This is a genomic window from Roseburia sp. OM02-15, assembly GCF_003481835.1.
In the GTDB taxonomy this organism is placed as follows: Bacteria; Bacillota; Clostridia; order Lachnospirales; family Lachnospiraceae; genus Eubacterium_I; species Eubacterium_I ramulus_A.
In genome coordinates, this window is sequence record NZ_QULX01000005.1 from 83,575 (window position 1) to 101,440 (window position 17,866).

Below are 17,866 nucleotides of genomic sequence, written 5' to 3' on the forward strand. Positions count from 1 at the left end.
TGCTTCCACTTATGCTCTGCAAAATCCCTGCGTATCTTTTATACTATTTCTTTTTGGACTCTGCCACTATCATCAGCGTATAAATTTCATGTAAAATCGACGTAAAATTCCCATATCACAACTGCCTTGTGCATACAGATAACAATTTCTGTGATACGCTTTACTCTCCAGTTTCTTCCATCACCAGTTCATCCCCAACTTTGATGGTTCCGCCCTGTAATACTTTTGCAAACACGCCTTCCCGCGGCATGATACAGTCTCCTACTACTTTGTAGATCTCACAGTGGCTGTGACATTCCTTTCCGATCTGCGTCATCTCCAGCAGAACGTCATTGCAGCGGAATCTGGTTCCTACCGGAAGATTGCGGAAATCATAACCATCCACGATCAGATTCTCTCCGAATGCTCCAAACTCCACCTCCACGCCTCTGGCACGGAATGCCTCTATTTTTTCCAGTGAAAGCAGGCTCACCTGACGATGCCAGTGTCCGGCATGTGCATCATTTTCGATGCCCCAGTCGGCAATCAGCTTTGCCTCAGAAACTTCATGCTTTTGTGTTCCTCTTTTTTCACTGATACATATCCCTTTAATAATTCCCATTGCTGATACTCCTATCCCTTTTGATAAATTCTATTCTATCATCTTTTTCGCAGAAAAAAAAGTGGAACAGTCGGATAAATCGACTGTTCCACTGCCTCGTTTTAACAATTCACTTTATTTCATAGATCTTTTCTTTTTTTCATGTACTGCCAGTGTGATGATCATCATGCCAACACCCGCAAAGAGTACCACAAACCACCAGATAAAGCCATTGCTGTCACCGGTCTTCGGACTGTTTACAGATGTATTTTTCGCATTATCCAACGCAGCTTTCTTCTCAATAGTAAACATCGTCGACGCCGTTCCATTTTCGGATACGATACTGAGGGTATGCTCTCCTGCGGAGAGAGTATTCAGATAATCTGCCTTCAGTTCCACAACGGTACTTCCTGCCGAAACAGTATACTTGCTGGCATCTAATACTTTACCATCCACCAGTACTTTTACAAATTCTTCAAATTCAGCATTGCTGCGGAATTTTGCATTTGTATCAGATCCTGCTTTCCAGATCTGTCCTGCGCCTTCAATAATAGACGGTGCATAGGAAATTTTCTCAAGTTCTTCCATCTGTTTTACAAGACTGTTCATCTTACTGCGTGTATCTTCCTCCAGCATAGACTTTTCATTTTCAGTCAGATTGTCGTAAATCTCTTTCACACGGTCTACGCTTTCCTTGTCGCTGTGTTTCAGATCATCCACATTTGGAAGCTGTTCGATCTCTTCTGTAGCTTTCTTTGCATTGTCAATTGCAGTCAGCGCATCCTTTACGTTCTCAAGCTGTTTCTCAAGTTCCTCGCGCTCGCTCTCTGTATAATTGCCATCATAATCTTTTAACGCTTCCTCTAATGCTTTTTCTGCATCTTTCAGTGCATCTTCATCTTCCACTTTTACAGTCTCATCGGTAATCTCTTTTACCTCTGTAATTTCAGATTTTTCTGACGCATCTTTTGCCGCTGCAATTCGATTTTCCAATTCCTCACAGTTTGTCAGAGCATCCTGTAATTTATCCCACTCTGCCTCTGTAGATTCCTCCTCATCAAATGCTTCTGTAACATCACGAAGCTGATCTCTCACATCTCTAATCACTTCTGTATCACTGGACTTTGCATTATCCACTGTGATCTCTGTAATTGTATCTGTAATAGAAGAAATCGGTTTCATCACGATTGTATACTCTGTTACATTTCCGGCTTTATCTGTTGCGCAGATCACATAAGTAGTCTCTGTATCACCCTCTAATGTAACAGTTCCGTCCACAGTTTCACCATTTACAGTAATTGATGCAAGATTCTGATCACTTATCGTAAATTTCTTTGTCACATAGTATGTTTTTCCATTCTCCACACCAGTAATCTCAGGTGCTGTTGTATCAAAGATCGCACCATCGGAACCGATATAGGATACATTACCAGCATTGTCTTCCATACGAACATAGATGATAAACTGTTCCATATCCTTTGCTTCCATCTTCAGTTCACTGTATTCCGTCCAGTCAGCAATTGCCTGAACTTCTTCCTCTGTAAGCTGATGATCTGCTTTGTAATACATAACAGATTTTATACCGGAAGCATCATCGCTGGCACTCAATTCTACTGTTACATCTTCATTAAAGAATAAACCAAAGGTAATTTTGCTTAAGATCGTCTGGAACGCATTTCGTCCATTCAATTTTGCCTCACCTACCGGAATGGTTTTATCAATTTTATAATTTTCTGTTACAGCTGTAGAGATCACACCTGTCACTGTATTTTTTACATAGAAAGTAATGGTTCCATTTTGGGTCTCTTCCTGTTCGCTTAACTGATCGGTCCATTCGCCATCTGCCAGATCTGTACGGCTCAGTGCATAACCTTCTTTTGCTGTCACAACAAACTCTGTATTGATCCAGTCATTGGAATTTACACTGTATTCACTGCCATCACTCACATACTCCAGAATGGATGCTGTCATACCGGACGGCTGCGTCAGTCTGTAATTAGCGACTACCTCATCATCTCCAAATAGAACAAAGTCTGTAAAATGAATTGCGATATCTTTGCCCGCTTTCTCACTGTCAAAAGTTGGGATACCATTTACAAGCTGTACATTGTCACCAGTTACAACACCTGCCAATGCCGGCATTCTATCGATTTCAGCATTCTTTTTGCCATCGTACTGTTTATCCTTTACTTTCAGTCCAGTGATCGTCAGCTCTTTTGCGGTAATATCTGCCGTGGTACTCTCCGGCTGACCATTCAATACATAGTTTGCTGCCGCGGAACCATCCAGTGCAAATCCGGTAAACGTTACCTGCTTATCCGGACCAACGTTTTTGTTCTCATAAGAAGCCTTTCCTGCCACAATCACAAGATTTTTACCATCATAATTGTCTGATAACGTACCTGTTTCTACAAGACGCGCTTCCGTTGTTCCATCATAAACTTTTGTTGTCTCAACAGTGGTTCCGTTAATCGTTACCTGTTTCGGTTTGATCGTAAAGGCACCGCTCACCTGTTTTGCATTATAATCTGCATCCTCAGGTGTGGAAATGCGCACCGTATAGGAACCTGCATTCATCGGTACATCTTTCGTATAAGTATCGTCTGCTGCACCTTTCACCTTGTATTCGATCACAGTTGCCTGCGGTCTGTTCTCATAAGTCAGACCTGCATACGTTTTTCCGTTATAAGTTGTATCAACAGCTTTATAATCAATCGTCCGTTCTGCCTTTGCAACTACTAATTTTGCAGATGTCATTGCCGGCTCATCACCCGCTGTATAAGTTTCTCCCAACGGATCATAAGTCACACGAACGGTGTATTCACCTGCTGCCAGTCCGGACAAATAGCTGTTTTTCAGTGTAATCTCACCATCTTTTGATACAGAATAATACTGACTGTCGATCAACTGATCTCCAAGATACAGATTTTTTACCTCATTGCCATTCAACTGAACCGCAAACTGTACATCATCCTGACTCAGTCTTGTAAAATTCATCGCCTCTGTGATTGCTTCTGCATCCGTATATACAACCACACCGTCAGAATTAATGATCTGTACATTGCCACTCTCGTCACTCACCCGAACATAAACAAATGCTTTCTTATTTGCATCGATGTTAAAACTTGTATTTCCGTTCTGAACATTCAGTTTTGACCAATCACCACTGACTGCATCTTTCTCCTCAAATGCCTGGTCAGCTAAAAGGTATTCCACAGACTTCAGACCGCTGCCCAGATCACTTGCCGTCACATGAACAGTCTGTGTCTTTTTAAAGAACAAACCAAACGTTACACGATTCATAAAAGCGTTATATTTGCTGGTTCCAATTGTAAGTTCTGCTTCCGGCGGGGTAATATCTGCCACGCCTTCTACCACGATACTCATGGCACCTTTTACATTCTGAATCTGGAACTTATCACAATCATCTTTACTGGATGCTGCTGTCACTTCACTGCCATTGACAAGCACCCTGTAATTCTGTGTTCTGGAATATCCTTTTGCAATCTGAACTTCAAACTCATAATTGCTGCTATATTCTGCTGATGTAGCACCTGTTGCAGTATAACCCTCACCGGAAGATAATGTCACATCGTATACCTGAATCGTCCAATGTGCATAAAGTGTATGTTCTTCTGTTGTAGCAACTACGGTTGTATCTTCGACTTTTTCGCCATCCTCTTTCTGTGTAAACCAACCTTCGAAATCATAGCCTTCCCGTGTCGGAACCGGTAATTCACCGTAGGTACCTGTATAAATCACAGTTTTATCATTCGGTTCAACTGCACCACCATTTGCATCCAAGGAAACAGTGACTCTTGGAAGATCTTCCCACTGTGCATACAGTACCATCTGTTTATCGCTGCCATTTACATCATCTGATGCGGTAGAAATCATACGGAATACGGCCTGGTCTGTATAAGTAATTCCACTACCGTCCGCCTCTGTATTCCATCCGACAAATTTCTTTCCTTCCGGCGCAGTAAACTGATTTGCATGCAGACGTCCATCTCCATTGGTTGCAGTATTAAAATGAACATACCATTCACCGTCAATCAGCTGACTGTCTTCCAGCTGATCCAGATTCATGGAACCACTGCCACCATTTGCATCGTAACGAAGCAGACACAGATCACGATCTGTCGCCGGTGTTCCGATATTTAACGGTGCAATTGCAAGCTGCTGTGTCTCCTTATCATACACAACAATGCTGCTGTCTACATCACTCTGGAAATATTTACTGTAATCCTTTGCAGGATATTTTCCGGAAAATGTATATACTGCTGAGCTATCTGTAGCATAACTATCAAAATCACCATCTTTTGTAATGACACGAACCGGAATCTCTGCTGCCTCCGATAATCCGTCCTCATCAACATAGATTGCCTGTACATTTTTCTCTGACTTACCTTCGCTGTTCAATTTAGAATAAACAGCTACGTTTGCCTGTTTATTTCCAGAAATCACCGGAGAACCTGAAACAAGTAATGACTGTTCGGCACCGTATTTGTTAGGATCCAGATAGATACCAACACCACAGCCGGTAATCGTTCCACCGCTCATGACAGCTCCTCTTGCATACAAACCATATTCGGTACAGTTACGAATGATACTGCCCGGAAGAAGCTCAACATAACGTTCGCCACCAATTCTACAGTTTTCTACCACACCGGTCTCCTGCAAAGTACCACTGGTAAAACCAATATCACAATTTCGGATCGTACCTCCCAGTTTTGCACTCCTGTTTGATCCTCCCAAATCTGTACCATATGTACAATCTGTAATCAAACTATCTGGATACAATTCTGTTTGTGCATAACCTAAGATACCGATTCTACATCTTTTAATCGTACCACCATACATGTACATATTTCCAAAATTGTACACACCCAAATCAGCGTCACTGATTGTTCCACCGTACATACGAAATACAGCATCCTGCTCAGGGTTTACTACCCAGTTTGCGTTACTTAAAGTTCCACCATACAGGTTGCATTCCGCATTATTTCCAATTGCAACACAGCGAACATTTCCAACGTTCTCCGCACCACAGATTTTTCCTGTCTGGTCCTGACTGCAGTCACAGATATTCAAACTCATCCCGCGATGTACATACATCGCATCCTTATAAAACTGTCCCGGCTGTTCTTCCACAAGGAGCATTTTTCCATTCAGGCAGAGGTTTACATCGCCTCTGATTGCAATCGCATGATCCAGTATAATATCATCATCCAGATAATAATTTCCACTGGTAAGCTCTGTTTCTTTTCCGGTAAATTTTGTCCATTCTGTGATAACCGGATGGCTGTCCTCATCTGTGCACACGGCACCACATACCGGATGTGCAGAAGTATTATGTACATTTTCTGCCAATGTCAGTGTATCATCATTCTGTACAACATGCGTACCATCTGCACCGGAAAAATAACGTTTTGCATCCAGTTCCTCATTCCAGTCCGTGCAGAAAACTCCGGTTTCACTTTCCAGTTTCACCGTATAGCGGTTTGTTGGTCGGGCAATTCCCTTTGCACTGATCTGTGCGCCATCTTTCAGATAAACAGCTGCCATTGTTCCATTCAAGTTCATAACTCCAGGAAGTGCGATCGTTGTTTGATCTTCCGCCGTCACAGCATAACCATTCTCATCTCCGTTTATGTTGCCACCATGCAGAGTCAATGTACCATCCACAACATGCAGTCCGTTTTCCAATGTACCGAAACTGTCTGCATCGTCATCATACAATGCAAAATTCTGTACCTTCATCGTTCCTTTTACATCAAATCCATTCAGGCACAGATGACCGATATAAACTTTGTCCGGATCTACAGTCACATCTGCGATCAGGAAGCCATAACTGTCCTCTGTCATAGCTGCCAGTTCTTCTTCCGAAGAAATCATGGTAAACTTATGTCCATCATGACTATGTGCTTTTGCCACACTGATTTCTTTTGTCACACAATCAGAAGCATAGTTTGTCTTGTTTGCACCATTCCACTGTTCTGCCTGGAGTGTCAATGTATATTTTCCTTCTCTCAAGCCATCCGGAAAAGGAAGTGTGCTGGTCGTAGCAGAAGTATCTGCCGTATCCAATGCTCCATAAGCCACAATTTCACCATTGCTGTTTGTCAGCATCGCTGTCACTTTATTATAAGCAGTACTGAAACTGTTCAATGCCGGATGTGTAACTGTAATACCATCCTCTGAAAGATTGGTATTGCTCAGTTCTGCATCAAACGCATCATTTGTTTTCAATGTCAGTTTCCAGTCACTGCCACTGTAATCTGCAATCGGGCTGAATCCTGTTTCCAGACTGCCATCTGCAACAGAGGTAAACAGGATATTGTCTTTGCTGATATTCATTGCCGGACGCGCATCAAAATCATTGGTATACATTGTATAATATTCCACAACAACATGATTTTCCTGACCTAAGCGGTCAAGGACTGCTGAATAGATACGACCGTCAGAAATGTATCCATCCTGGAAAATAACAGCCAGTGACGAATCGTTCAATCCATGGAATCCCAAATTGGAATTTCCCATATCACTGTTATAAACAAGATCCTGTGTAGCAGGGGAACGTGTCATCCATCTCTTTTTCGCATCTTTCCGGTTTGCATCCTGATCAAAACCATACTTTGCATCTGTAGCTTCCGATGCAGACAGGAAAAATACTTTTTCACCACTTAGATTAATGCTACGGAAAAACCATGACTGTCCAGCGGGCAGGTAATTCTTATCTGACTTCGTTGTTGACAGAATCGTTGCTTTTTCCCGGTCAGAAAACGTATTATAGTTCGCATCGTAGGCTGCCTTATTTCTGTTATAAGAATTTGCCGTAATCGTATGAAGATCGGATGGGAACCCCAGTGTCGTACCGGATGTGATCTGTTCTGTAAAAGAACGGCACCATACCCGTGCACTACTGTTCATCCACTCATTGTGGCGTTTTGTATTCGCATAAACCCAGCAGTTATTTTTTCTGTTATTCAACGATCCTACCGTACAATAGTTGATAAACGGAATTACTGCTATACTGTTTTCTGCCAGTAAGAAAAATCCATCTTTTTCATCCAGCGTTTCATCATCCAGAACGCGCCATTTCACCCCTTTGCCGTCCCGGACTCCATAATATACATGGTCATAGCTATTGTTTGTACTGTCATAGCCATGAATGACATCTGATCCAAGGTTGATTGCCTTTCTGTCAGCTGTCGTTGTGCTGACTGCTGCTGTACTTTGTGCTGACGTATCATTACTGGTTGATGTATTATCTGCTGCCACAGCTGTCGCAGATAACGGCATCAGCATCGTCACACACATCGTCAACGCAAGAATCAGGCTCAACACTTTTTTGTTTGCTGTCATAATCTTTTTCATATGCTCTTTCTCCTCCTGTTGTATTCATGTTGCCAAACCATTACGAAAAGCATTACATTCTGACCTCATTTTACAACAAAAAAATTCAAAAAACACAGCTTTGACATGAAATGACATTATTTCGACATGAACGACATAGTGCCCCCGTATTTTTCAAAAAAGGACGCAAAAAAAGGACTTCTCTTTTTCTAAGAAGTCCTTAATACAATGGGCGGAGAAGGATTCGAACCGTTTTGGTTTCTCACCGAAGATTTCTCTGCTTTATATCTTTGCACGAAAAAAGGACTCCATTAAGAAGTCCTTAGGTAATGGGCGGAGAAGGATTCGAACCTTCGAAGGCATCGCCAGCAGATTTACAGTCTGTCCCCTTTGGCCACTCGGGAATCCACCCATTTAGCGAAACGAACAATCAGTGCTCATTCCGCTGTTTACTATATCACGTTCTTTGCGCTCATGCAAGTACTTTTTTTAATGCTTCCTCATCTGCCACCAGTGTGAAGTTCGGATGTAACTGCAGGATCGATGCAGGTACTTCCGGTGTTACCGGTCCGAAGAAAGCTTTCTGAACCGCATCCGCTTTGTCCTCTCCGGATGCCACCAGCACAACTTTTTTCGCCTGAATGATGTCACAGATTCCCATGGTCAGTGCCTGGCGCGGTACATCGTCAATACTGTCAAAGAAACGCTTATTTGCTTCGATGGTTGACTCTGCCAGACTGACACAGTGTGTTCCTTTTGTAAATACACGATCCGGCTCATTAAATCCGATATGACCGTTGCGTCCGATGCCAAGAAGCTGCAGATCAATACCACCTAAAGATGCGATCTGTTTGTCATAACGCTCGCATTCTGCCGCAATGTCTGTATTTTTTCCATTCGGGATAAACGTATGATCCGCGCGGATATTGATGGAATCAAAGAAATTGTGGTGCATAAAGTACACATAACTCTGATCGCTGGTAATATCCAGTCCCACATATTCATCCAGATTAACAGAATAACATTCCGAAAAATCTACATCTCCTTTGTTGTACCAATCAATGAGCTGGCGATAAATACCAAGTGGACTGCTTCCGGTTGCCAGTCCAAGTACACAATCCGGTTTCATAATTACCTGTGCTGAAATAATATTTGCTGCCTTTCTGCTCATCTGATCATAGTCTTTTGCTCTGATTATTTTCATTGTAATACCCTCCTCTTTTTGTTAGGTCATTTGACACTATCTTTTTGTTTTAGCTGTTACTGCCAGATCTGTCCGCCAATGATTACGTTTTCCAGATTCAGCTCTTTATCCAGAATCAGCAGATCCGCTCTGGCTCCCCGTCGGATACATCCGATCTCCTGTGCCAGTCCGATGGATTCTGCCGGTGTCAGTGTCGCTGCCCGAATCGCCTGCTCCAGCGGAACTCCAAAACGAACCACATTTCTCACCGCATCCATCAGATGAATGGAAGAACCTGCCAGCGTTCCATCTGCCAATGTCGCTTTTCCAGCTTTCATCCACACTGGCTGTCCACCTAAAGAATATTCACCCTCCGGCATTCCTGCGCAGCGCATGGAATCAGAAATCAGATTCAGCTTATCGCCAAATAATGCTGCTGTCATGCGAATCACCGACGGATCAATGTGAAAACCGTCACAGATCAGCTCCACCGTTGCACCTGCATCAAAAGCGGCTCCGATAATGCCCGGCTTGCGGTGATGCAGACCATTCATGCCATTAAACATATGGGTTACATGTGTCGCTCCCGCCTCAAATGCCGCCTTTGCCTGTTCATAATCTGCCACAGAATGTCCCAGAGACACCGTGCAGATCTGACTTGCTTCCCGGATAAATGCATTGTTTTCATCTTCCTCCGGTGCAATCGTGATCATCCGCACCTGTCCGCCACTGGCATCATTTAATTTTTTCAGTTCTTCTATGTTCGGTTTCTGCAAATAAGCTGCATTCTGTGCACCTCTTTTTTCATAAGAAACAAAAGGTCCTTCCAAGTGCACACCCACACAGTTTGCCCCATCTGATGTAAAATCCCGGATGGCATGCATTGCGGTCAACAGCTGCTCCTCCGACAGTGTCATCGTTGTCGGGCACCAGCTTGTCACACCTTTCTGCGCATAGTAACGGGACATTTTCCGTAATCCTTCTGCGTCTCCGTCACTGGCATCGGCATTTACTGCACCATGGGAATGAATATCCACCAGTCCCGGAATCACATATTTTCCAGAAACATCCAAAACTGATCCACAGTCTGTATCTGCACCATTTTCCTGTTGGATATCAGTTCTTATATCACAACCTGCTCTCTCTGTCACATCCAGAATCTTTTCTGAACAGACCACATCTGCATTGGAAAATTTGCCATCCGGCAGAAATACACTTCCATTTATAAGTTTCATAAACAATCATCTCCTGTGCCATCATTCTCTATCTCAATTTATTCCAATTTCATCCACTATTTCTTCATCATCGGCTGATTTCTATTTCATCCCGACATGAATATTTTCCCTCTTTTTGCAGCCAAATACAAGCCTTTTTTTCTTCTGATTTAACCACATTTCACTTTCATTTCTTCCGTATTTACCGTTGCTTTTCTCATCCTGAAACCGTATAATAAATAAGATGTAAACTATATTTATATTTTTTGTTTTTATATAAGGAGGAGATTAAGATGAAAAAGCCTGTATTAGTTGTAATGGCAGCCGGAATGGGAAGCCGCTATGGTGGATTAAAACAGATGGATCCTGTCGGAAGCCATGGTGAAGTCATTATGGACTATTCTCTCTACGATGCACGTCGTGCCGGTTTTGAAAAAGTTATTTTCATCATCAAGCATTCTATAGAAGACCCATTTAAAGAGACTATTGGAAATCATGTTTCCAAATATATGGAAGTTGCTTATGCATACCAGGATCTGGATGATCTGCCGGAGGGCTATACTGTTCCGGAAGGACGTGAAAAACCGTGGGGAACCTGCCATGCAATTCTTGCAGCCCGTGATCTGATCGATGCTCCATTTGCAGTTATCAACGCAGACGATTACTATGGAACAACCTGTTTCCAGATCATCTATGATTACTTATCCACACATGCTGATGATGACAAATATCGTTACTGCATGGTAGGCTACCAGTTAAAAAATACCGTTACCGAAAATGGTTCTGTTGCCCGCGGTGTCTGCACTACAGATGCTGATTCCAATCTGGTCAGTGTTGTAGAGCACACACAGATCGAACAGTACGAAAATGGCATTCGTTTCACAGAGGACAAAGGGGAAACCTGGCATGATATCGACGGCGATACCACCGTTTCCATGAACTTATGGGGATTCAGTGAGAGCTTTATCAAAGAGGCAAAACTGCGCTTCCCTGCATTTTTAGATGACGCAATGGTTTCCAATCCATTAAAAGGTGAGTACTTCCTTCCATCTGTTGTCAGTCAGCTTCTGGATGAAGGCAAAGCAACTGTCAAAGTTCTGAAAAGCCCGGACAAATGGTATGGTGTAACTTATCGTGAAGACAAACCTGGAATTGTAAAAGCTCTGGCTCAGAAAGCAGAGGAAGGCTTATATCCATCACCATTATGGAACTAAGCACTTTTCTTTCATCTGCATATTTAATCTAAAAGATTGCTGTCGGATAAAATACTGTTTGTTCTGGCTGCATCTTATCCGTTAAATTCATATAAAGGAGAAACAATTATGGCAACTATTTCACCTGAAATTTTTCAGGAAGTCCTTTCTGCCTACGCTTGGGGGGAAGGTACTTTATCCTATAATTCATATGGCGAAGGTCATATCAATAATACATATTTAGTTACTGTCAATGGAAAAACCGTGACCAGATATATCCTGCAACGGATCAACACGGACATTTTTACAGATCCGAAATCACTGATGGAAAACATCTGTGGCGTTACTTCTTATCTGAGAGATCTGATCAGCAAACGCGGCGGTGATGTCTCCCGTGAGACAATGTCCATCGTTCCGACCAAAACCGGCAGTTCTTATTATACTGATTCCACCGGTGGTGCATGGCGTGTATACAATTTTGTAGAAAATACAATCTGTCTGCAACAGTGTAGAAATACCGAAGATTTCTATACTTCTGCCCGTGCATTTGGTCAGTTCCAGAAAAATCTGGCAGACTACGATGCCTCCAGCCTGCATGAGACAATTCCGAATTTTCATAATACACCGGATCGTCTGCGCAAATTCAAGGAAGCATTGAAAGCAGATGTGCTGCACCGTGCAGCTGATATTTCTGATGATATTGCATTTGTACTGGATCACGAAGCAGACTGCTCCTATATGACCGATCTGCTTGCTGCCGGAAAACTGCCACTGCGCGTTACCCACAACGATACCAAGCTCAATAACATCCTTCTGGATGCGGATACGAATGATGCACTTTGTATCATCGATCTGGATACCGTTATGCCGGGACTTGCAGCCAACGATTACGGCGATTCTATTCGTTTTGGTGCAAATCACAGTGCAGAAGACGAACCGGATCTTAGCAAGGTAAATTTCTCACTGGAATTATTTGAAGCATATACAAAGGGATTTCTGGAAGTTGCCGGAAATGCCCTGACTCCGTTGGAAATTGAGACACTGCCATGGGGTGCAAAACTCATGACACTGGAATGTGGTATGCGCTTTCTGACCGATTATCTGGAAGGCGATCATTATTTTGCGATTCATCGCCCGGGACAGAATCTGGATCGTGCACGGACACAGTTTAAACTTGTGCGCGACATGGAGGCATGCTGGTCAGAAATGAATAATATCGTATCCAAGTATTCTAAATAAATTTTAAACATATAAAACGAAATCAAAGACTCCTTCCGCAATCGCTAGTCGTGCGCAAATATGTTTAATTTTTCATTTTATAATACGAACCCAGCCAATTTTTTCTTTGCGGCTAACAATCGCTCGCCAAGAAAAAATTGGCTGGGTTCTCAATTTACGCTGTGAAATTTTAAATTAGTTTTTTGCTTAGTTTTTGCCGTGTCCTGGTTGAAACCAATTTAAGGTTATGCCTCAATCGTAAATGGGGTCTGGGTTTATTTTTTCTCAGCAAGCGATTGTTAGCTGCGGAGACAAAATAAACCCAGACCCCTTTCATTACCCTAAATTTCAGCCACAAAGGAAACTAATTGTTACAGCTTACGATTCCTTTTTTACCATCCAATGTCACAAACGCACCGGATTTCAAAATCTGTGTTGCATTTTCTGCCCCGATCAATACCGGAAGATCAAGGCTCAATCCAGCAATCGCCCCATGGCAATCCGCACTATCATTTTCAATGATCAGACCGGATGCCAGACGGATCTGTTCCATCATCTCATTGGAAGTATCTCTGGCAACAATGATGTCACCCTCTTTAAATTTCTCTTTTAATTCCTCCGGAGATGAGATAACACAGAGGTTTGCAGCTGCACTTTTATCTGTCAGACCTTTTCCCTGCATCAGAATATGACCTGCCACATGCACTTTGATCATATTAGTTGTTCCGGAAATACCAAGCGGTACACCTGCTGTCAGAACAACGATCTCGCCCTGCTCGATCAGTCCCATTTCTTCTGCTTTATCTACCGCATGGTCAAATAATTCATCGGAATTATGTTTTAATTCTACCAATAATGGAGTCACACCCCAGGACATATTCAGTTTTCTGCATACGTCTTCGTTTACGGAGCATCCAATGATTGGGCAAGCCGGGCGGTATTTGGATACCATACGTGCCGTACGTCCGGAATTGGATACGGTAATGATCGCAGATGCATTCAGATCCATCGCTGTAGTGCAGGTTGCATGTGCGATCGCATTTGTAATATCCGGATTGGTCAGAATGCCACGTTTTTTCAGGCGGGACATATAGTTGATATCCTGCTCGGTACGGGATGCGATTTTTACCATAGTCTGTAATGCTTCTACCGGATAATCGCCGGCAGCGGTCTCACCGGAAAGCATGATCGCACTGGTTCCGTCATAAACAGCATTTGCAACGTCTGTAGCCTCTGCACGGGTTGGGCGCGGATGTTTCATCATGGAATCCAGCATCTGTGTTGCTGTGATAACCTGTTTTCCTGCTTTGTATACTTTTTCGATCAGGATTTTCTGAATAACCGGAACATCCTCCATCGGAATCTCAACACCCATGTCACCACGGGCTACCATGATACCGTCGGATACGCGGATGATCTCATCAATGTTATCCACACCCTGTTTGTTCTCAATTTTTGCAATGATATTGATGCTCTTGCAGTCATGCTCATCCAGAATTTTACGGATCTGGAGAATATCATCTGCGGTTCTTGTAAAGGAAGCTGCGATAAAATCAAAGCCATTTTCAATACCAAACACGATATCGTTATAATCTGTCTCACTGATAAACGGCATGGACAGCTCTACATTCGGTACATTGACACCTTTTTTATTGGAAATCATACCACCATTTACAACTTCACACACAATATCGGTTCCATCCAGACGAATGACTTTCATCTCGATCAGACCGTCATCAATCAGAATACGATCGCCAACGTGCACATCATTATGCAGATCTTCGTAAGTAATGGCAACGCGGCTTGCATCGCCCACGAAATCACCAAGTGCCAGGGTAAAAAGCTGTCCTTCTTTCAGTTCTGCTTTGCCACCTTTCAGCTCTTTTAAACGGATCTCTGGTCCTTTGGTGTCTAACAGTGCTGCTACCGGAAGATTTAACTCCTTTCGCAATGCAACCAATTTTTCCAAACGACCTTTCTGTTCCTCATGAGAACCATGGGAGAAATTGAAACGCGCAACGTTCATTCCTTCCAGCATTAACTGGCGAAGTACATCACCTTTATCTGTAGATGGTCCAAGTGTGCAGACAATTTTGGTTTTACGGATTTCTTTCATAAATACACGATTCCTTTCCTGTAACTTCTGAAAATCAAATGATTTTTCATGCATAATACAAATTGTAAAAGGGATAATACACTCTTTATCATGCATTATCCCCTTTTTCTCGTTTTTATTTCTTTATAATTGTGCCTGTCTGACCTGCCATGGCTGCTTCGATACTCCCCAATTTCGTAATCAGCACCTGGCGTGTCGCATAATCGCCAATATAAAAGAGTGCCGTCTCAATCTTCGGCTGCATGGTTCCCTCACCAAATTCTCTCTCTGCCATATATTTCTGTGCCTGTGCACAGGTCATTTCACGGATTGGCTCCTGCTTGTCCGTGCCATAGTTTTTGTATACACATTCTTCTCCGGTCAGGATGATCAGCATGTCTGCCTCTACACCATCTGCCAGAAGACCTGCGATCAAATCTTTCTCAATGACTGCGCTGGCACCTTTTAAGGTTGTGCCCTGCTCCAGTACCGGGATTCCGCCACCGCCGGCAGCAATGACTACCTGATCAGCATCCATCAAAGCATTGACAGCATCAAGCTCTACAATCTGCATTGGATTCGGTGCAGCAACGATTCTGCGGTAACCGTCCTCAGTTTTAACGACATGGTTACCTTTCTTCTCTTCTTCCTCTGCTTCTTCCTCTGTCATGACACGACCGATGATCTTGCTCGGTTTGTAAAAAGCTTCATCGTAAGGATCTACCACTACCTGTGTCAGAAGTGTGGAAACGGTACGATATACGCCGCGGTTCATTAATTCTGTGCGGATTGCATTCTGCAGATCGTATCCGATATATCCCTGACTCATGGCTGAGCATACAGACATTGGTGTCGCGGTATAGTCTGTATACAGTCTGTGGAACTCAGACATCGCGGTATGGATCATTCCAACCTGTGGTCCGTTACTGTGTGTAATTACTACCTGACAATCGTCCTGTATCAGATCGGCAATCGCCTTTGCTGCGCGGCGGGTTGCTTCTTTCTGCTCTGGAAGCGTTGTTCCCAGTGCGTCATGTCCAAGTGCAATTGCAATTCTTTTTTTCTTCATCTCAACTGCCTCCAATACTTTGTAAAAGTCTGTTTTGTTCATTTTATCACAAGATAAAGACAGCGTAAAGCAAAAATGAAAAAACGCATTGGGGGATTCTACACCCACAATGCGTTCTGTTCTACAGAATTTCCCAATCATTCAGAACTGTGTCTGAATCATCGTCTTTCTCTTACAATTTTATCTCATGCTGTTAAAGAAGTCCTCGATACTGCTGTTTCCGTTGCTGCTGCCGTCACTGCCATAACCCGGAACGGTCTGTGTACCGGACTGGGACTGACTGCTGTCGCTCTGGCTTGTTGTATTGGACTGTTCAGAAGCGTTATCCAGTGTAACTTTTACGGTCTGCTCCTGATATCCCTTGTTGTCGGTATTTCTCTGAAGTGTAATCTCAACGGTTTCTCCGGCTTTATAATACTGTAATTCTTCTTTTAACTGTGAAATAGAAGTAATGGTTGTGTTACCCAGTTTTGTGATGATATCGCCTTTCTGGATACCGGCATTGGCTGCTGCACCACCGTCTGTGGTTCCGCTGACATAAACACCCTCTGGAATGCCATACATCTCAGCAACATCGGAAGATACATCCTGTCCGGTAATATTTAAGAAACCATAATCACTGGTCAGTTTATCTCTGGTCTCCTGATTCATCAGGTTTTCAATGATACCCTGTGCTTTTGCCATCGGAATTGCAAATCCCATGCCCTCTACTTGATCGCTGGCATATTTTGCACTGTTGATACCGATGACCTCACCTTTCATGTTAAACAGAGCTCCGCCACTGTTACCTGGGTTGATGGCTGCATCTGTCTGCATCAGTGTTGCAGTTGTATCATCAATCGTAACCTCACGGTCTAATGCGCTGATAACACCGGAAGTAACGGACTGACCAAAACCAAGTGCGTTACCGATAGCAACGACCTGATCACCGACCTCCATCTGGGTGGAATCACCAAGTGTTGCGACGGAAATGCTGTTTAATACATCCTCACTGATATCAGAGAGCTTGATTGCAATGACTGCCAGATCATTATCTGCGTCTGTTCCTTTAATTTTTGCATCAAATACAGCGTCTTTATCATCGTTAAAGCATACGGTCAGAGACTCCGCACCGGATACTACATGATTGTTTGTCGCGATCAGAAGTTCTGTATCATTCTTTCCGATAATAACACCGGAACCACTTCCTGTACTCTGCTGCTGCATCGTTCCAAACATAGTCTGTACTTCCTGTACACTCTGGTTGGTAATTGCTACAACAGAAGATTTACACTGTTCTGCAATCTGAGCTACAGTATAAGTATCTCCAGAAGAACTGGATGAACCGTTCTTGCTGCCGGAGCTTGTGCTCAGTTTTGCAGCGTTCGTTTCTAATGTGGTAGAAGAAGCAGTTGTCTTTACTGCATTTTTTCCGATCATGAAAGATCCCAGTACCATACCACCGGAAATTGCACCGAACAGAATTGCACAGCAGATTACTTTTGCATACAGGTTCATGCTGCGTTTGTGTTTTCTTTTCTGCTTTGATGTCTCCTGATGATCGTTATGCTGATCACCATTCACCTGATCCTGTTTTTTATGATTCTGGATGTAGGAATAACGGTACTGGGAAGCACCTTCTGTTCCTTTGATATGACTGTCAGAAGTGCTCTCTGTTGCTCCTGTTTCCTGAGCAGCGGAGGAACTGTTCTCTGCCTTTGCTGTCTCTGCTGTAACAGTCTCCTGTGCAGAAGATGCTGACCGCTCCGGTTCGCTCTCCTGTGGCGGTGTCACGAAATCGGATTCCTCAAACATCTCCTCTGTTGTTTTTTTACTTTCTGTATTTTCTATATTACTATCATTTTTTACTTCTGATTCATTATTTTCTGTGTTCATTTTATTTTCTTCATTCTCAAGCATTTCTTTCTGCCTCCTCATCTTTGATGAGTATATCATATCTGATAATTGTAGTAAAA

At 43.1% G+C, this 17,866-nt stretch carries 9 protein-coding genes and 1 tRNA gene; 2 read left to right on the top strand and 8 right to left on the bottom strand.

Translation table 11 applies throughout. The features are described from left to right. Window positions 1-160: 160 nt before the first annotated feature. The 5 genes from DXB15_RS06545 to nagA form a co-directional block, all read right to left on the bottom strand. The gene (locus DXB15_RS06545; RefSeq protein ID WP_109216453.1) at window positions 161-601 is read right to left on the bottom strand and encodes an MOSC domain-containing protein; all 441 of its coding nucleotides are present in this window, start codon (window positions 599-601) and stop codon (window positions 161-163) included. Window positions 602-715: 114 nt separating this feature from the next. Further along, window positions 716-7,960: a YDG domain-containing protein gene (locus DXB15_RS06550; protein WP_118702384.1), complete on the bottom strand. Its 7,245-nt coding sequence runs from the start codon at window positions 7,958-7,960 to the stop codon at window positions 716-718. 309 nt (window positions 7,961-8,269) lie between these two features. Further along, window positions 8,270-8,351 (bottom strand) — tRNA-Tyr (locus tag DXB15_RS06555). Between the two features lie 60 nt (window positions 8,352-8,411). Next, a complete protein-coding gene (gene nagB / locus DXB15_RS06560; RefSeq protein ID WP_109216455.1) occupies window positions 8,412-9,143 on the bottom strand; it encodes a glucosamine-6-phosphate deaminase in 732 nt (243 codons plus the stop codon). Window positions 9,144-9,199: 56 nt separating this feature from the next. Continuing rightward, a complete protein-coding gene (nagA, locus tag DXB15_RS06565) occupies window positions 9,200-10,357 on the bottom strand; it encodes an N-acetylglucosamine-6-phosphate deacetylase (protein WP_118702385.1) in 1,158 nt (385 codons plus the stop codon). Between the two features lie 272 nt (window positions 10,358-10,629). Here nagA and DXB15_RS06570 point away from each other — a divergent pair, with 272 nt between their 5' ends. Together DXB15_RS06570 and DXB15_RS06575 are read left to right on the top strand one after the other, a co-directional pair. Further along, a complete protein-coding gene (locus tag DXB15_RS06570) occupies window positions 10,630-11,550 on the top strand; it encodes a nucleotidyltransferase family protein (protein WP_109216457.1) in 921 nt (306 codons plus the stop codon). Between the two features lie 108 nt (window positions 11,551-11,658). Further along, complete coding sequence (locus DXB15_RS06575; RefSeq protein ID WP_109216458.1) at window positions 11,659-12,768, top strand: phosphotransferase enzyme family protein; 1,110 nt, start codon at window positions 11,659-11,661, stop codon at window positions 12,766-12,768. A gap of 343 nt (window positions 12,769-13,111) precedes the next feature. Here the strand turns inward: DXB15_RS06575 and pyk are convergent, their stop codons facing one another. The 3 genes from pyk to DXB15_RS06590 form a co-directional block, all read right to left on the bottom strand. Beyond that, the gene (gene pyk / locus DXB15_RS06580) at window positions 13,112-14,863 is read right to left on the bottom strand and encodes a pyruvate kinase (protein ID WP_109216463.1); all 1,752 of its coding nucleotides are present in this window, start codon (window positions 14,861-14,863) and stop codon (window positions 13,112-13,114) included. A 115-nt stretch (window positions 14,864-14,978) separates the two neighbouring features. Beyond that, window positions 14,979-15,911, bottom strand: a complete 933-nt coding sequence (gene arcC, locus DXB15_RS06585; RefSeq protein ID WP_109216459.1) for a carbamate kinase — start codon at window positions 15,909-15,911, stop codon at window positions 14,979-14,981. A 180-nt stretch (window positions 15,912-16,091) separates the two neighbouring features. After that, complete coding sequence (locus DXB15_RS06590) at window positions 16,092-17,810, bottom strand: S1C family serine protease (RefSeq protein WP_158582203.1); 1,719 nt, start codon at window positions 17,808-17,810, stop codon at window positions 16,092-16,094. Between the last annotated feature and the right edge of the window lie 56 nt (window positions 17,811-17,866).